At 43.7% G+C, this 15781-nt stretch carries 15 protein-coding genes and 3 tRNA genes; 9 read left to right on the forward strand and 9 right to left on the reverse strand.

The genetic code is table 11. The features are described from left to right. Positions 1-9: 9 nt before the first annotated feature. Together amiB and tsaE are read right to left on the reverse strand one after the other, a co-directional pair. Positions 10-1293: an N-acetylmuramoyl-L-alanine amidase AmiB gene (gene amiB, locus EAE92_RS02050; RefSeq protein ID WP_246544963.1), complete on the reverse strand. Its 1284-nt coding sequence runs from the start codon at positions 1291-1293 to the stop codon at positions 10-12. A 14-nt stretch (positions 1294-1307) separates the two neighbouring features. Continuing rightward, on the reverse strand, positions 1308-1772 hold the full coding sequence (gene tsaE, locus EAE92_RS02055; RefSeq protein WP_036776614.1) for a tRNA (adenosine(37)-N6)-threonylcarbamoyltransferase complex ATPase subunit type 1 TsaE: 465 nt from the start codon (positions 1770-1772) through the stop codon (positions 1308-1310). Positions 1773-1941: 169 nt separating this feature from the next. Between tsaE and queG the strand changes: the two genes are divergently transcribed. Further along, positions 1942-3099: a tRNA epoxyqueuosine(34) reductase QueG gene (gene queG / locus EAE92_RS02060; RefSeq protein WP_036776655.1), complete on the forward strand. Its 1158-nt coding sequence runs from the start codon at positions 1942-1944 to the stop codon at positions 3097-3099. Positions 3100-3605: 506 nt separating this feature from the next. Here the strand turns inward: queG and EAE92_RS02065 are convergent. Beyond that, positions 3606-3779, reverse strand: coding sequence for a hypothetical protein (locus EAE92_RS02065; protein WP_160169988.1), 174 nt, complete (start codon positions 3777-3779; stop codon positions 3606-3608). 187 nt (positions 3780-3966) lie between these two features. Here EAE92_RS02065 and EAE92_RS02070 point away from each other — a divergent pair, with 187 nt between their 5' ends. Further along, positions 3967-4398: a flagellar protein FlhE gene (locus EAE92_RS02070; protein ID WP_214066865.1), complete on the forward strand. Its 432-nt coding sequence runs from the start codon at positions 3967-3969 to the stop codon at positions 4396-4398. Positions 4399-4520: 122 nt separating this feature from the next. On the opposite strand, the gene EAE92_RS02075 is transcribed toward EAE92_RS02070, so the two are convergent. Then, positions 4521-5438, reverse strand: coding sequence for a LysR family transcriptional regulator (locus tag EAE92_RS02075; RefSeq protein WP_214066866.1), 918 nt, complete (start codon positions 5436-5438; stop codon positions 4521-4523). A gap of 147 nt (positions 5439-5585) precedes the next feature. Between EAE92_RS02075 and EAE92_RS02080 the strand changes: the two genes are divergently transcribed. From EAE92_RS02080 to EAE92_RS02095, 4 genes are all read left to right on the forward strand, one after another. Then, on the forward strand, positions 5586-6776 hold the full coding sequence (locus EAE92_RS02080; RefSeq protein ID WP_214066867.1) for a tetratricopeptide repeat protein: 1191 nt from the start codon (positions 5586-5588) through the stop codon (positions 6774-6776). Positions 6777-6794: 18 nt separating this feature from the next. Further along, positions 6795-7790 (forward strand): DMT family transporter, encoded by a 996-nt coding sequence (locus tag EAE92_RS02085; protein ID WP_214066868.1) that lies wholly within the window; start codon positions 6795-6797, stop codon positions 7788-7790. A gap of 325 nt (positions 7791-8115) precedes the next feature. Next, the gene (locus EAE92_RS02090; protein ID WP_214039508.1) at positions 8116-8391 is read left to right on the forward strand and encodes a type II toxin-antitoxin system Phd/YefM family antitoxin; all 276 of its coding nucleotides are present in this window, start codon (positions 8116-8118) and stop codon (positions 8389-8391) included. Continuing rightward, positions 8391-8723, forward strand: coding sequence for a type II toxin-antitoxin system RelE/ParE family toxin (locus EAE92_RS02095; RefSeq protein WP_036810050.1), 333 nt, complete (start codon positions 8391-8393; stop codon positions 8721-8723). Before EAE92_RS02090 ends, EAE92_RS02095 begins: the two co-directional genes overlap by 1 nt. 11 nt (positions 8724-8734) lie before the next feature. Here EAE92_RS02095 and EAE92_RS02100 read toward each other — a convergent pair. The 4 genes from EAE92_RS02100 to orn all read right to left on the reverse strand — a co-directional run bounded on the left by EAE92_RS02100 (position 8735) and on the right by orn (position 9833). Continuing rightward, positions 8735-8810: transfer RNA gene (locus EAE92_RS02100), tRNA-Gly, on the reverse strand. Positions 8811-8875: 65 nt separating this feature from the next. Continuing rightward, positions 8876-8951: transfer RNA gene (locus EAE92_RS02105), tRNA-Gly, on the reverse strand. 55 nt (positions 8952-9006) lie between these two features. Then, a tRNA-Gly gene (locus tag EAE92_RS02110) sits at positions 9007-9082 on the reverse strand. A 205-nt stretch (positions 9083-9287) separates the two neighbouring features. Beyond that, entirely contained in the window at positions 9288-9833 is a 546-nt protein-coding gene (orn, locus tag EAE92_RS02115) for an oligoribonuclease (protein ID WP_040151115.1), read from the reverse strand. A 94-nt stretch (positions 9834-9927) separates the two neighbouring features. On the opposite strand from orn, the gene rsgA reads away from it, so the two are divergent. The 3 genes from rsgA to mscM all read left to right on the forward strand — a co-directional run bounded on the left by rsgA (position 9928) and on the right by mscM (position 15315). Further along, complete coding sequence (gene rsgA, locus EAE92_RS02120; RefSeq protein ID WP_214066869.1) at positions 9928-10983, forward strand: small ribosomal subunit biogenesis GTPase RsgA; 1056 nt, start codon at positions 9928-9930, stop codon at positions 10981-10983. Positions 10984-11056: 73 nt separating this feature from the next. After that, positions 11057-11950: an archaetidylserine decarboxylase gene (asd, locus tag EAE92_RS02125; RefSeq protein ID WP_214066870.1), complete on the forward strand. Its 894-nt coding sequence runs from the start codon at positions 11057-11059 to the stop codon at positions 11948-11950. A 26-nt stretch (positions 11951-11976) separates the two neighbouring features. Beyond that, positions 11977-15315, forward strand: coding sequence for a miniconductance mechanosensitive channel MscM (mscM, locus tag EAE92_RS02130; RefSeq protein ID WP_214066871.1), 3339 nt, complete (start codon positions 11977-11979; stop codon positions 15313-15315). Between the two features lie 81 nt (positions 15316-15396). Here the strand turns inward: mscM and EAE92_RS02135 are convergent, their stop codons facing one another. Then, positions 15397-15660 (reverse strand): PAAR domain-containing protein, encoded by a 264-nt coding sequence (locus tag EAE92_RS02135; RefSeq protein WP_214066872.1) that lies wholly within the window; start codon positions 15658-15660, stop codon positions 15397-15399. Positions 15661-15781 lie beyond the last annotated feature (121 nt).

A 15781-nucleotide genomic window follows, 5' to 3' on the forward strand; every position in this document is an offset into this window, starting at 1 on the left:
ACTTAACCTTTACTTCTTGGCTGTTTTAGGTGCCGCTTGTAATGGATTCGCTAGAAAATAGTTGCGCAATCCTCGATGGATAGCACTTGCCAGCTTATCCTGAAAATCATTGGAACCAAGCAGTGTTTCTTCTGCTGAGTTACTGATAAATCCCGTTTCCACTAAAATTGAAGGAATATCCGGTGAACGTAACACTCCTAAGCTAGCATGTTCTGGTGAACGTTTATGTAATAAGCCGACTTTACGCAACTCACTTAAAACCTGTACTGCAACGTTATAACCCACCCGTTGGGAGTGACCGAATTGCAGATCCAGCACCGCCTGGCTTAAGTAGGGATCGGTACCATTTGCCAATGCATCTCCTGCGCCACCCAGTAACTCAGACTGTTTCTCATGCTGCTCAAGCCAATTACCCAATTCACTGTTTGCACGCTTGTTTGACAACACCCAGACAGAAGCACCACGCGCACTACGATTAGGGGCTGCATCTGCATGAATAGAAACCAACATATTCGCGCTATGTTTACGCGCAACCTCAGAACGACCAGCAACAGAAATAAAATAGTCTCCGTTACGGGTCAGAACGGGTTTAAACATAGGATCATTGCGTAACAATGCTTCAAGTTTGCGCGCCACACTGATAGTCACATTCTTCTCTTTCAATCCACGTTGCCCAATCGCACCAGGGTCTTGACCACCATGTCCTGCATCAATAGCGACAACGACTCGCTGACTGTCCTTAGAAGTTGCCTGCAAAGCAGCCTGTTTGGTCGTCTGCAATTTGTTGTTAGTAAGTGATGGCTTACTCGTAGCTGCTTGTGAACTCTCTCTAAAAACAGACTTACCAGTCGATACCCCAGAAGCCCGCAGGGTAAAAATCACCCGATATTCACTACCCGACCGCTGTACTATAGAATTGACTTTAACTTTATTATTTAGTTCAAATACAATGCGTTTCTTTTGTCGATCAGGTGCCTGGCTGGAACGGATTTTCCTCACTAAATCCTGCCCCGGTAGATTCATGGGTAAACCAACAATTTTTTCTGATTGATGGATATCTACCACTAAACGCTCTGGCGAATGCAATGGAAAAACACTGTAATTAGGGCGACCACCTGAAAAAACCATCGTCACTTTAGATTCATTTATGCTGTTACTGACGTGAATATTGGATAAAGTCGCCGCTGTTGCGGTTGTTACCACTAAACTGTTTATCATAATAAACAGCCAGCCCATTACCATAAAACTGACTTGCCATTTCTTTATCATTTTTGCGACTAAAGGACGCGTCATGGTCAGGTGATCTCTTATAAATATTTCAAATTATCTAACAGGCTCTCGCCATATTTAGACAAAGCAATAAAATGTGCCTGTCGCCCTTCTGGCTGGTAACTCAAATGTAATTCAATATCTGCGTCCGGTAATACGCCTTCTCCTTGCTGAGGCCATTCCACCAGACAAATGGCATCTTGATGGAAATAATCACGTATTCCCATAAATTCCAGCTCTTCCGGATCTGCCAATCGGTAAAGATCGAAATGGTAAACCGGCCTCGGTATTAAAGCATAAGGCTCAACCAAAGTATAAGTTGGGCTTTTTACATGCCCTTTATGACCTAAGGAGTGTAAAAAACCGCGGCTAAACGTAGTTTTACCAGCCCCCAAATCACCATATAAATAAATTACACTACCACTATTACAGGCAGCAGCAACCGCGCTTCCAAGAGAAACTGTCGCATCTTCATCTTTAAGTGATAAAACAAGTTCTTTCATCGAATAATATCTGTTGTTTTATTAATTCATCAGCCAAAACGATAACCCTAACACACCTCTATTATCAACATTTAACATCTTCTGCTCAGTTTCATTATCAAACCCACTATTTTTGGCTTGAAACAAATTATGCTACACTGCGACGCCTTGCAGTATAAACCGATTTATCATGACAACGCCTCTCGATCTTAATCTTTTAGCCGCCAATATCAAACAATGGGGTCTTTCTCTTGGTTTCCAACAAGTTGGCATTTGTGATACTGATTTATCGGTAGAAGAGACAAAACTTCAGGAATGGCTAGATAAACAATATCACGGAGAGATGGCATGGATGAAACGCCACGGCATGATGCGTGCTCGCCCGAATGAACTTTTACCAGGAACACTGAGAGTTATTAGTGTAAGAATGAATTACCTCCCTGCTAAAGCTTCTTTTGCCAGCACGCTAAACGACGCTGAACTCGGTTATATCAGCCGTTATGCTCTAGGAAGAGATTATCACAAACTACTGCGCCAACGTCTTAAGAAACTAGGGGAACAAATCCAAAACTACTGCCATGACTTCGAATATCAGGGAGTCCTTAATTTTCGACCTTTTGTTGATTCAGCACCCATAATGGAACGCCCACTCGCCGCCAAAGCCGGATTAGGCTGGGTCGGTAAACACTCACTTATTCTTAATAGAGAAGCTGGTTCATGGTTTTTCCTCGGTGAGTTGCTGATTAATCTTCCCCTGCCGATAGATCTTCCACAAAAAGAGCAATGTGGACGCTGTGTCGCCTGCATGACAACCTGCCCAACCGGTGCAATTATCGCCCCTTATACTATTGATGCCCGCCGTTGTATTTCCTACCTCACAATTGAATTAGAGGGTATTATTCCTGAGGAATTTCGTCCACTGATGGGAAATCGTGTTTATGGTTGCGATGACTGCCAGATTATTTGTCCTTGGAACCGCTTTTCCCAATTGACAGATGAAGATGATTTCAGCCCTCGTGCAATATTACATACACCAAAGCTATTGGATTTATTCAATTGGAGTGAAGAGAAATTCTTACGGATAACGGAAGGTTCTGCAATTCGCCGCATTGGTTATTTACGCTGGCTACGCAATATTACTGTTGCTTTAGGAAACGCCCCCTATCAATACGATATCGTTCTGGCTCTGCAACAAAAACTTGGATTAAACACCATGCTAGATGAACATATTCATTGGGCTATTGAACAGCAAATCATTCGCCGTAAAACGAATACTATTAATGTACAAACACCACAACAGAAACGACTTATTAGAGCGATAACCAAGGGCTTGCCCAGAGATGCTTAATTATTAGCCATCTCTATAACGCATAAAAAGATTCAGATAATTTTCCTGTGAATAAAATAAAAACCCCTTGCCGATCAATGCTCAAAAAAAGCGCAAGTGATCAATATGACATTTCTTAACAAAGTATCATTCTGAAAAACTATCAAAGAGTTACAAAATAAATACTCATTTTATAACATTCAAAATCAGAAAAATTCAGACGCAACAGCCTGTGGATAAGTCTGTGTGATAATTTTAAAGCATCATACTTATTTACTGAGAAACCAGCTTCCGAGCTGTGGATAAAAAATAGAAATCTGTACTATGAAGATATAACCCAAAAATCAAATCTAAAATAAGTGAGCACAACTACTGAGGAAGAAACTTGGAGCGGGAGATAAATTCCTTGAATATCAGCTAATTCATTGATTCAACAGATATTTTTCCCATACCTCACTGACGAAAGGAGTGCATTATGTACTACCCAAAAACGTTTGGCAAGCAGAAGTTGAAAAAATATTTTGCAATTAAAGAATAGTACTTTCTTTACCCCTATAAATACCACACGATGAACTGAGTACCATCAGGACATAAGGCTGGCTACCGATGTCAAAAAAGACAAAGAATATACAACCAAACAATACCCCTTTAGGCATAAACATCACACAATATCGGTGCAACCAGCGCACAGATTCAGACATTCAACCAAAGCCTTCGCTTGATCCACTGTTATTCCAGTGAGATTCTTTTTACGTGATCAAGGAAGATTTGAACAACCATAGGAATCAATAAGCAAGCAATTTTCATGTGCGCCAATCATATTGGATGTCGCGCAACGGTTGCATGCAGATAACAGTCAGATAACTCACTAGCAATGAGGATTGAAGAATGAAAAGATTTACCAAAATTGCAGTAGGTTTTCTAGCGTTAACCACAGCTCAGATCTCCTTTGCCGCTACCAGCATGTGGTCACAAACGAACCGTGCCCCAAATGTTTATGCTGCTGGCTACACCAACTCAAATTTCTTTACCACGCCCTCTTCGGTACCGACAAGGGCAACTATCACGACAGTATCTTGGAATATCGGTTTATATAGCAATGGTGCGACAACTCAGACTTTCAACGTTTGTTACACCCCACGATATTCATCCACTCCATCGCAATGCCTGGATGTCTCCGGCGCCCTCAATAGCACCACAAATGCCTTTAGCGGCCATGATGCCAAAGGTTCCTTTAGAATTAGCGGGATTCTCAACGGAGGTACTTACCCCGTTTACCCGTCCCATTACAATATGATCAAAGTTGATTATCAGTATTAAGCAACCCGACCTGAAGCCTCATGGCTTCGGGTCATTGATAGGAAAGTTACTTTAGACAATTCTTTCGCGTTTCAAGAGCAATATATGCTAGCGGAAGGAGGTAGCGTGCTATAAAGCTGAGCTCATTCACTAACGAGTTCTCTGGAAGCCAAGGAGACAGCCGAACTCACCATACGAAATTTTTTAGTCGCCAATGCGATAAATGCTTTAGTGGCCGGTGATGATTGACGTTCATCAAACACAGCCAACCCGACATGTCGTTTCACTTTTGGATTCAGCGCTTTCTTGACATAGCGAACATCACGAGCCAGCGGCAGAGATGACTCGGCAACAATCGTCACCGCATCCCCACGTTCAACCGCAGCCAAAGTACTTAACAATTGAGACGTCCGATAACGAATATTAGGTTGCAATCTTGCCGATAAAAAAAGCCTGGAAACCAGTTCAGCCGATCCCGCTTCTGTCAACGCGAATGGTCCAACACACAGATCTTTCAACGTTACCGAATCCTGCAATACCAAAGGGTGATCTATCGGCAACAAAGCCACCATCTGATCTTCAAGAATCGGGTAAGTGTCGAATTGATCTTCCGGCAAGGTCACAAATCCCACATCCACTCGTCTATCCATAAGCCACTGCACAACCTGCCTGTCTGGTCCCTCATCAATATGGACCTCAATGCCGGGGTAAAGCCTGCGATAATCGGCCAGTACCTTTGGCAACAGCCATAAGGATGAAGTCGGTCCAAACGACCCGATTCGCAACGTACCTCGTTTCATCCCCCGAGCATCCGCAGCCTCTTGCCGCATGGCCTCAGCCAGACCAAGAATGGCCTGAGCTTTTTGTAGCAGACTTTCTCCTATATCTGTCAGTTCGACAACTCCTTGATGCCGATGTAGCAGCTCTACGCCAAGCTCCTGTTCAAGGAGTCTGATGGCATGGGAAACCCCAGACTGAGAGATCTTGAGTTGGGCCGCAGCCAAGGTAAAGCCCTTCCGTTCAGCAACAACAGCAAAAATTTCGAGCTGAGTTAAAGTCATTATCTCCCCCTTGAGTAATCACTCATTTCCGCATGATCATACATCTGAATAAGTATATGCAATGCGGATATAAAACAGTAGGCGAGGCATGCTCGCTGAACGCTCAACAGAGTTTCCAAACCATAATTAATTAAAAAAGGGGATTTTATGAGTTACCAATGGCCTTCTGATGGTTCATCTTCCATATGGCCGGAAATAAACAGCACGTTCTTATCCCTCCGTGGATTTTCAGACGAATTTATTCCAATGAATGACACTCAGCGAACCTACAAAAAACTCCTGATGGGATTTGATGCAATCACCTCTTGCGAGATGAAAGAACTTTATAAATTCAAAATCACATTAACTCAAATGAACGAACACGACCTTTCTCTCCCTGAGCTTTGCCTTATCCATAAGGCATTCAGCGCATGGGTGAAATTTGATTACGATAACGCGAGATCGCTTCTGACCCAACATATTCGAGCATACCCATCGGATATTGTCGCGCTCTTCTTTATTCACATGCTTGATTTCTGCACTGGCAAAACAACCAACCTGAGGTCTCTTCTGCTTTATTGTGACGAACACATTGTTAGCACTCACTACCTCTATCCGTATTATCTTTCCATAAAATCATTCGTCCTTTGTGAAGCTCAATGTTTTGATGATGCCTTAGAGGTTGGTTTTAAATCTGTTAAATTAATGCCGGACAATATCTATGGCATTCATGCTGTCGCACATGCCTTGCATGAGCTAGGTCGCTGGAAAGAACTTTGTCACTTCCTGACCAACTGCAAAGAACATTGGATCACCAACGCCGGAATGGGAATGCATGTATACTGGCATCTCGCGATTGCGTATGAACGATCCGATGAAATCACGCTGGCATTGCAAGCTTTTGATGAATTATATGCGCTAAAAGACAATCCATTTGCTAAACAAGATTTGGACGCCGTAGAATTCTTGTGGCAACTTAGGCTCAAATCTGCCGACACTAACTTCCAACCAATATGGGAACGTCTTGCTGTTCTTTGGACAGGCAGCATCAGCTCATCCACCTCTTACTTCCACAAAATACATGCAGCACTCGCTTTTTCTGCAACAAATCAGTCTTTTCTTATTGAGAAGCTGATCGCGGAAAGCGATGGATTTGGCATCGAACCAGACACACATTCCACAGGGATAGACGTCCTTAAAGCGATCTTATTATTTACATCTAGGCACTATGAGGAGTGTCTAAATAAACTTCGTCTCAGCTATGAAAAATGGCCATTATTGGGAGGTAGCCGCGCTCAACGTGAAATATTGGACCAGACTATGGAATACGCCGCCTTGAAAGCATCCTCCACCCTATAAATTGCGACATTGACAAACATGAAAAGCAACCACGCATCAACGCAGTCGGTCAACAACTACTCAACCTATATCAAGCTGTCTCTTGTGGCTATTATCTGGGGCGGAACATTTGTTGCAGGTCGATACATTTCTGTCGAGACACCTCCCTTGTTATCAGCAAGCCTCAGATTTATTCTTGCGGGCATAACGCTCATTATCTTCCTCGTTTTATCAGGAAAAATGTTCGTCAAGATTAATCTATCCCAACTATTGAAAATCATTGGACTGGGCCTCTGCGGAATATACGCCTACAACCTTTTTTTCTTTTATGGTCTGCATCACACAACTGCCTCCAGAGCTTCACTTATCGTGGCACTGAATCCAGCAGTAATGGCGATTTTTTCATATTTCTTTTATAAGGAAAGACAATCGTCACTGAAAATACTGGGAATTATTCTTTGTCTGCTCGGAGCAATGATCGTAATTTTTAGCAAAACGCCACAACTGACAATTGGAGAAGAAGATAACTGGTTGGGTGACACTTTGATCTTTGGTTGTGTTTTAAGCTGGGTTGCTTATAGCGTCTTCTGCAAGAACATTGTGAACCAAATCGGCCCGCTACACACCGTTACATACTCCATCCTGGCAGGCGCTATCATGCTAACTGTAACAGCCATTTTCACAGGTCAAATGAGTTTATCCGCAATACATGCATTATCCATGACTGATCTCTCCAGCTTACTTTATCTTGGCGCAGTAGGTTCAGCGGTGGCCTACATCTGGTATTACAACGGAATCCAAAGAATTGGTTCCACTCGCTCCGGTGTATTCATTGCGCTTAACCCTTTGACCGCGGTATTGCTCGGCGCAGTACTATTAGACGAGAAATTAACATTCCCAATGTTCATCGGCGGCGCTCTCGTCATCGGAGGTATCCTGATCTGCAATAAGAGATCAACCGGTAAAAAACTTATTCCACACGAATCTAAATTTGGGATCAATCATATAGTAAAAGCAAAGAATTGCAGGAAATAAGCCAGAAGTTTCATCCTATCGACGCTTTGGTACAAACAAAAGCGTCGATCTTGCTGAGACCTGATGGCAAACCTGATCTCTGAACCTAAAAACCATGAATGTAAGAGACTTCAATAGACATTTGTATAGCAAAAATGGGAGCGGAGAAATGCAATTCATAACCTCTTTCTAAATAAGCCAAAAAATAATAATGAGTGAAAACAACAAAAATCTATAGTCACCCTCTTTTCTAAAATCAGCATTTGCTTAATTGGCAAGGTGATTTTATAATCAACAAGTTGACTTTTTATAGTCTCTATTTAGTCCTTTTGATGTGAGGGATTCTATGCGTTATTCAGAACAGATCAAACCCATTAGCTACCTAAAAGCCAATGCAGCTACGGTGATGACGACACTCACTGAGTCCCGTTCACCGATGATTATTACACAAAATGGCGAAGCAAAAGCGGTGATTCAAGATATTGCCTCTTATGAGCAGACTCAGGAAACTATAGCGTTGTTAAAGATTTTAGCTCTAGGACAACAACAAGTTAAAGCAGGTGAAGTCACACCAGTAAAGGAGGTGGTTCAACGCTTAAAAAATAAGGGGAAGTTCGCCTAATGCCATATCATGTCATGCTGACTAAAAATGCCGAAGCAGATTTAGAGGACATTTACGATTACATTGTCGAAAATGACAGTTCAGAGAAAGCTGATTATGTATTGGATCAGTTGCTGAAAACAGCAGACAGTCTGGCTAACTTTCCTGAAAAAGGCAATTATCCCAAGGAGTTGCAGGAGTTAGGGATCCGCGACTTCCGCCAAACATTTTTTAAACCTTACCGGGTTATTTACCAGATCACAGGTAAACAGGTGGTAATTTTTGTGATTGCTGATGGTCGGCGGGATATGCAAACCCTGCTTACGCACCGGTTGCTAAGTGTATCTGCATGATAAGAAAGACTTGGAGCGGGAAACGAGACTCGAACTCGCGACCCCGACCTTGGCAAGGTCGTGCTCTACCAACTGAGCTATTCCCGCATTACTGACTGGTGATCACCTGAAATAATATATCAATCCCAAGAAATCAATTGTGAATCTAAACTTGGAGCGGGAAACGAGACTCGAACTCGCGACCCCAACCTTGGCAAGGTTGTGCTCTACCAACTGAGCTATTCCCGCGTCACTGGCTGGCTAATAATAACCAGAAACAACATACTGATGCCAAATCAAAATTTGGAGCGGGAAACGAGACTCGAACTCGCGACCCCGACCTTGGCAAGGTCGTGCTCTACCAACTGAGCTATTCCCGCATATCTTTTAGTACGCTATCCATACCTTATGAAATTCTTCATCGGTATGGGGAGCGCATTATACGAAAAATCGTTGCGCCCGCAAGCCTTTCAACGCAAAAAAACAAACTTTCCGGTCAAATGACGATTTAAACGCCAACGCAGGTTAATTAATCATCACACCAAACTTGCGTTATCATACCAACAGAAAATAAAACTTTCTGACTCACAGTTGAATAAAATGTTCCCGATAATAGGCTAACTCAGCAACTGATTCACGAATATCATCCAGCGCCTGATGAGTATTCTGCTTCTTAAATCCAGCAAGGATTTCCGGCTTCCAGCGACGGGCTAATTCTTTAAGTGTGCTGACATCCAAATAGCGGTAATGAAAATAAGCCTCCAATTCTGGCATATAGCGGAACAAGAAACGCCGATCCTGACTAACGCTATTACCACAAATGGGGGAAGCACCTGCCGGAACCCATTTTTCCAAAAATTCAATCGTCGCTTTCTCTGCCTCACGATCATCAATTTTACTTGCCTTAACACGTTCAACCAGCCCACTGCCCGTATGGGTGCGCACATTCCATTTATCCATCAGAGCAAGTTGTTCATCAGACTGATGAACCGCAATGACTGGCCCTTCCGCCAGGATATTCAAATTTGCATCAGTGACAATTGTCGCAATTTCAATAATGCGATCCCGCTCTGGATCTAAGCCCGTCATTTCCAGATCTATCCAGATAAGATTGTGCTCACTTTTTGACATGTTATATCCTAGATTGGAGAGATAGTTCTTATTAATGGTGTATCATAGCGCTTTTAAGCAATAACAGCGATAAGTGTGGAACAAGTGAGGTTCGGTGGCTAAACATAAACTATCCAAAGGCCAGCAACGGCGGGTACAGGCAAATCATCAACGAAGATTGAAAAGACAGGATAATAAACCTGAAATGGATGATAGTCAGTTAGGTGAACCTCAAGAAGGGCTGGTTATCAGCCGTTTTGGCCAACATGCTGATGTCGAGGCAGCAGACGGTTCTATACAACGTTGTAATATTCGCAGAACTATCCGCTCATTGGTCACTGGCGATCAAGTCGTATGGCGTCCTTCGCTGCAAACACAAGCAGATGTTAAAGTAAATGGTATTGTTGAAGCCGTTCACGAACGTACTTCCGTACTTACGCGGCCTGACTATTATGATGGTATTAAACCTATCGCCGCCAATATTGACCAAATAGTGATTGTGTCAGCCATTCTTCCTGAACTGTCACTCAATATTATCGATCGCTACCTTGTCGCCTGTGAAACGCTGGGCATTGAGCCATTGATTGTATTGAATAAAATTGATCTGTTGGACGAAGAAAGCCGTGAATGGGTCAACGAAATCATGTCCACATACCACAACATTGGTTACAGAGTATTGAAACTCTCAAGCCATACTGGCGAAGGTATGGAAGAATTAACGAAGATGCTTGCAGGTCGAATCAGCATTTTTGCCGGTCAGTCTGGCGTAGGTAAATCAAGTTTACTCAATACACTCCTGCCAGAAGATGAAGCAGAGATTATGGTCAATCAGGTTTCAGATGTTTCTGGTTTAGGTCAGCACACCACAACAACCTCCCGTCTTTATCATTTTCCACATGGCGGTGATGTTATTGATTCTCCCGGAGTTCGAGAGTTTGGCCTGTGGCATTTAACACCGGAGCAGGTAACTCTGGGTTTTATCGAATTCCGTGATTATCTGGGCGGTTGTAAATTCCGTGATTGTAAACATCGGGACGATCCAGAGTGTGCGTTACGGAAGGCAGTGGAAGATAACGAAATAACTCAAGAACGCTTTGAGAATTATCACCGTATTCTCGACAGTATGGATCAAATTAAACCACGCAAAACTTTTACAGATAACGATAGCTAACTGACATCAAATGAAAGGACAGGTACAATACCCCCTTTTGTCTAATTTTGCCAATAGAATCCAAGAGGTTGACGTGCTGGATAACATTAAAATCAGGTTGCATTATTTACTGCCTAAACAGGGAATAACTCACCTGGCAGGCTGGTTTGCTAACAAAAAAGCTGGCTGGCTGACTCAACTGGCAATCAAAGCGTTTGCCCGTGTTTATAAAGTGGATATGAATGAAGCGAAAGCGCCTGAGTTTTCAGCATATACGACATTCAATGAGTTCTTTATCCGCCCATTAAAAGATGATATTCGCCCAATTGTCAGCAATGAACACCAATTAGCGCTACCTGCTGACGGTACTATCAGCCAGTTAGGCAATATCCGAACATACCAGCTCCTTCAAGCTAAAGGACACCACTACACACTTGAAGCTCTACTCGCCGGTAATCATCAATTAGCAGAGATATTCCGTGATGGGCAGTTTGTAACGACTTACTTATCACCTAAAGATTATCACCGTGTACATATGCCTTGCGATGGATTACTGAAAGAGATGATCTATGTCCCAGGCGATCTATTCTCTGTCAATCCATTGACTGCCGCCAACGTACCAAATCTGTTCGCTCGTAATGAAAGAGTCATCTGTCTGTTTGATACTCAATTTGGGCCCATGATACAGATTCTGGTTGGTGCAACTATCGTCGGCAGTATTGAAATGGCTTGGTGTGGTACGGTTACACCACCACGGGAAGGCATTATCAAGCGCTGGACTTACCCCGAAGCCGGTGCAACTGGCGCAATTTCTTTCAAGAAAGGGGAAGAAATGGGGCGTTTCAAATTGGGTTCTACCGTCATTAACCTGTTTGCATCAAATCACGTACAGCTAGCCGGGCATTTGAGCAGTGGCTCCACAACCCGCATGGGCGAACTGTTAGCCCAAGCGATCATACCTGACGAACCTACTGACAACATAAGCTAATCCCTTTCCAAGGAGAGCCCTTTATCGTGCGCCTGATTATCAGCTTATTGCTTAGCCTGATCATTATTAGTCCAGTTCTTGCTGCGATTCCACTTGATGAAAACCAGCTCAAACAAGAACTGAAACAAATCGAATCCAGCAAAAACCCACAGGATGCAGAAGTTGCTCAGGCGCTGCAAGGCGCTCTCAATTGGATTGCTGATACTAAATCTGCTAATGACAGAACGCAGAAATATCAGACCGCCATTGATGATTTTCCTAAAATCACGAAAGAACTTCGTCAAAAATTACTCTCTGAAAGTGATACGCCTCGTCCAATTCCCGCTAACCAACCCATTGCAAGCATTGAGCAACAGATCATTCAAGTCAGCAGTCGGTTGCTAGAACAAGGGGGGCAATTACAGCAAGAGCAGGACAAAGGACGGGAAATCAGTGACTCTCTAGTACTATTACCGCAACAACAATCAGAAGCGCGACGCTTGCTAACTGAAGCATCTTCTCGCCTGCAATCATTAGGAACACCCTCCACCCCATTAGCAGAGGCTCAATTTGCCTTAGCTCAAGCCGAAGTCAATGCCCACAAAGCGACAGTCAATGAACTCGAAATAGCTCAACTTTCTGCGAATAATCGACAGGAAATTTCCCGTATGCGGGTTGAACTGTTCAAAAAGCGCTATCATCGACTTGATCTTGAACTGCAACAACTCCGTAGCCAACTTAATGCACAACGCCAGCAAAAAGCAGAATTAGCCTTAGAACATACCGAGATGCTGGCGGAACAAAGTGACCAACTACCAAAATTTCTGCTTGATGAATTACAACTGAACCGGAATTTATCTCAAGAATTAAATCAGCAAGCACAGCGAATGAATATCATCGGCTCAAAGCAGCGACAAGCCGCTAGCGATATTATTCAGGTCCGGCAAGCATTGAATACCATTCGTGAACAAGCACAATGGCTCGGTGGCTCTACAACGCTCGGAGAAGCGCTCCAAACTCAACTTGCCCGCTTGCCTGACATGTCTAAACCACAGCAACTTGATCGGAATATTATCAAATTTAGGGTCGATCGCCTGAAATACGAAGACATGTTGGATCAGTTACAAAAAGAGACAAAACCCGTCCAGAAAAGCAACGTTGCGTTAACTGCTGAACAAGAGCGGATTTATGATTCTCTTACCCGCACCCGCAAAGAATTACTCAATTCATTATTATCTGGCTATGACAGTGAAATCCTTGAATTGACCAAACTGAAAGTCGCTACCAGTCAGCTAAATGACGCGCTAACAGAAGTTAAAGAGGCCACACACCGTTATCTATTCTGGGTCGCGGATGTTAATCCTGTTTCGCTCAATTACCCAATCAGTGTTGTGCAGGATCTAACCCGTCTATTATCGCTAGACACTTTTTCTCAGTTAAGCGGCGCCCTGATAGTCATGCTGACCACTCAGGATACGCTGCTGTACTTATTCGGTACGCTCTTCCTGGTTATATTCAGCATCGGCTCTCTCCGCCATTATTACGCATTCCTTGAACGCGCCAGTAATCGTATCGGCAAAGTCACCTATGATCACTTTTCCCTCACTTTACGTACCGTATTCTGGTCGGTTGTTGTCGCGTTACCTTTGCCGATGCTTTGGTCCGCAATTGGCTATGGGCTGCAAAGCGCCTGGCAGTATCCTATGGCGACCGCTATCGGTTATGGCGTCAGTGCTACGACTCCCGTTCTATGGATCTTCATGCTGAGTGCCACTTTCGCCCATCCAAATGGATTATTCATTGCCCATTTCCGTTGGCCGGAAGAACGCGTTAAACGGGCTTTACGATTCTACCAGCTATCTATCTTTGCCATTGTGCCATTGGTCATGGCATTGATAACTTTTGAACACTACAGTGATCGAGAATTTTCTTCCACACTCGGCAGGCTTTGCTTCCTGATCCTGTGTATTTCTTTAAGCCTGATCACTAACAGCCTGAAACGGGCAAGAGTCCCGCTCTATCTGGATAAAAATGGCTACGGCGAAAATGTTATCAATACCGCTCTCTGGTGGATTTTACTTTCCGCGCCGATAGTCGCAGCGCTAGCTTCCATACTGGGGTATTTCAGTACATCACAAGCATTGCTGGGGCGTTTAGAGACTTCCGTTGCTATCTGGTTCTTCCTGCTAGTTATTTACCATATTATCCGTCGTTGGATGCTGATTCAGCGACGCCGGATCGCCTTTGACCGGGCAAAACAGCGACGGGCGGAAATTCTGGCTCAACGAGCCAAAGGAGAAGATGATTCAACAGGTTCAACAAGTAGTATCGAAGGCGCCATTGAAGTTGAGGAACCTATTATTGATCTGGATGCCATCAGCGCTCAGTCACTGGGATTAGTCCGTTCAATTCTAACTCTGCTTGCCTTGGTTTCACTCATTTGGCTCTGGTCAGAACTTCATTCCGCTTTCTCATTTCTAGAAAATATCCGACTGTGGGATGTCACCACCACAATAAACAATGTAGAAACTGTTCAACCCATCACCGTAGGTTCTGTCTTGATTGCTATCTTGGTGATTATTATCACCACCCAACTGGTGCGTAACCTGCCCGCACTGCTTGAGTTGGCCTTACTACAGCATTTGGAGCTTACGCCAGGTACCGGTTTTGCCATCACCACACTCACCAAATACACCATTACTCTGATTGGTGGTCTGGTGGGTTTCTCTCTGATTGGTATTGAATGGTCAAAATTGCAATGGCTTGTTGCGGCGCTAGGGGTTGGGCTAGGCTTTGGCTTACAGGAGATCTTCGCCAATGTTGTTTCTGGCCTGATGATACTGTTTGAAAAACCCATCCGTATCGGTGATACCGTGACTATCCGCAATCTGACCGGTAGCATCACCAAGATCAATACACGGGCAACAACCCTTTCGGACTGGGATAGAAAAGAGATCATTGTTCCTAATAAAGCCTTTATTACCGAACAATTTATTAACTGGTCATTATCTGACACCATCACTCGTGTCGTGCTGACAATTCCTGCGCCGGCAGAAGCTAGCTGTGAAGAGGTCACCCAAATCCTGTTAACCGCGGCTAAACGCAGTTCTTTGATCCTTGATAACCCGGCGCCTGAAGCCTATCTGGTTGATCTTCAACATGGTATTCAAATATTTGAATTACGTATTTATGCTGCTGAAATGGGGCATCGAATGCCTGTCCGCCATGAAGTCCACCAGCTTATTTTGCAAGGGTTCCGCGAACACGGCATTACTCTGCCATTCCCGCCATTTCAGGCGAGTATTGATGTCATTGGTCGGGATATTCGCAGTGCGACGACCAATATGTCAGGCCGTAATCCACCACGTCAACCAGGTAGTTTATAAAAAGATCATGAAACACTGAGCATCCGTACTTGAATCAACTCACCCTATTTCAGGCAGAATATGGCCTTTTTTACCGCCATCCTATGCTTGAAATAGGCTTTGCGAAGCTATTAATGTCGCGCCACAAGAGATTTTCATTCCCTCCAATGCATACATTTGCCCATTAGAGCTGACTATTTTAGGCGTCCCTTCCACAATGGTTTGATTGCCGCCACATTTTGGACAGGATACCGCATCCCCGACCCGAGCCGCTTTCTTCCCTAACACACCAAAGCTTTCATCACCGGCTAACACCTTGCCGCCATGCGAAGTCGAATCACCGACCAAAATAATAGAACGTGACATATTTCCCTCCATTAATTAATGATTAAATATTAATTTCAACTTCCAACATCTGACTATCATGGCGCCACAACTTGATTAAGGAAAATTTATCTAAACAAAAATCATTGAAATAAATTACACG

Origin of the sequence: Photorhabdus hainanensis (assembly GCF_018448965.1) — a bacterium.
GTDB classification, from domain to species: domain Bacteria; phylum Pseudomonadota; class Gammaproteobacteria; order Enterobacterales; family Enterobacteriaceae; genus Photorhabdus; species Photorhabdus akhurstii.